Source organism: Xenorhabdus sp. PB30.3, from assembly GCF_963895965.1.
Classification (GTDB): Bacteria; Pseudomonadota; Gammaproteobacteria; order Enterobacterales; family Enterobacteriaceae; genus Xenorhabdus; species Xenorhabdus stockiae.
In genome coordinates, this window is the sequence record NZ_CAWQMW010000097.1 from 1 (window position 1) to 1,651 (window position 1,651).

Here is a 1,651-nt window from a genome sequence, read left to right on the forward strand (position 1 = left end):
TCATAAATTATATCGACTAATAATTTTTATTATTAGAAGAAGATTTTTTTGATATAGCCCACGAGATGTAATTAATATTGTTTAAACAGAATTAATTATAATTTAAAATAGTAGTAAAGCTTTAGGTTATGAACCCTTAAACACAGAGAAAATGAAACTCAACAAAGAATTTCATTCTCCTATAAACACAACCAAACATCAGAAAAACACTTCTGAATAACTCTTATTATTAAAAATCAATACTGCATTAATTGATAAATCAATATTTCGATGATAAATTTAAAATTTTATCATGAAATTTTGAAAGATAATTTTTTCAAGTGATGAAATGAAAGGCTATTTAATTTATGTCATTGCAAAAAATGCCTAAAATTATTTATATTTACCTTATTTGATTGTTTGCACAAATTGTAATTTTAGGAATTAAAAATTCCCCATGATAATTTGTATATCCAAGATTTCTAGCATGCTCCTGGATATCTTCACTTTCCACCGCTGTAATTGGATCAGATCCCATTTTATGCCCCCAAACGTAACTGTTAAGATATTTTGCCCATATACGTCTATACCAGTGATAATCCCAATTTTTTTCTGTACCAACATGACCTGAAAATAAAACCGTTAGCCATACCGGCTCATGTATTGAGCCTATAGGACATTCTGTGCCTTTTGTATATAAAATTATACCATCATGTTTAACTCCCTCCAAAAGCTCACTATCATTTGATGGTACTTTACTTGCATGACAATAGCCAGGGTGTGGCCAATTTCTCGAATTAAAACCATTTAATTCATCTATTCTAATATTACATGCATATGCATAACAATTATTAACCCCACCATTCCTTAACCAATAACTATGGTTATATAAACCTGCCTGTACTTTACATCTATTATCAAAATCGAATTCATGCATTTCATTACTCTGAGTATCTCTCCTTAATCTACAAGATGTATATTCAAAAACTGAACCATCCGTTTTTCTGCAAGGAGCGTATTTAAAATTATTTTTAGTACATGTAATGTTATTTTCACTTTCAAATTGAATAGCAATATTTAAAAGCATTTCAGCAAGATTTTTACTATCTGAAACATCTTCTGCATATCCATCATCAACTCTAAACATTGTTGGCAATTCAAATTTCTTTGCAACCAATGGGTTCATAATTTCGACAATAACTCCCCTTAAACCTGAGATTGAAGGCCTCGGTATATAATTTAAAGCTTTTTTATTTGTTGAAATATCTTTTAAGATAGCGATAGCCAATGGATCAGGAATATTCCAACAAGGATTATCTCTTCCAGAGAACATGTTTTTAGTAATTATCAGCATAATTTCACCTTTCATTAAAAATAAAATTCACTCGTTATATTTATTTTTATATTAATTGTTATATTTATTTTAGCTCTGAAATTTCATTTCACCTTCTTATTAAAGGTAATTTTTCATAAAGAAAGTAAAAGATTTATTTTTTGACATATAAATAAAAAATTTATAAAAAAATAATATAAGATTAATTTTTAAATCTGTCATTTATTTCTAGTACTACAGTCGTAACTGTTCCATGATCAGATATTCCTCTCGGCGGCGATAATGGCATTGTTGGGCGCGATACTGATGTCGTCGCCGCCAGTCTGACCAAAATAAAAT

At 28.8% G+C, this 1,651-nt stretch carries 1 protein-coding gene; it reads right to left on the reverse strand.

Translation table 11 applies throughout. The features are described from left to right. Nucleotides 1–382 precede the first annotated feature (382 nt). Nucleotides 383–1,333, reverse strand: a complete 951-nt coding sequence (locus AACX38_RS06350; protein WP_228865900.1) for a hypothetical protein — start codon at nt 1,331–1,333, stop codon at nt 383–385. Nucleotides 1,334–1,651: the final 318 nt, after the last annotated feature.

Bases quoted from the DNA above. Each gene is read 5' to 3' on its own strand.
- AACX38_RS06350 (WP_228865900.1), bottom strand. From the start codon at position 1,333: ATGCTGATAATTACTAAAAACATGTTCTCTGGAAGAGATAATCCTTGT.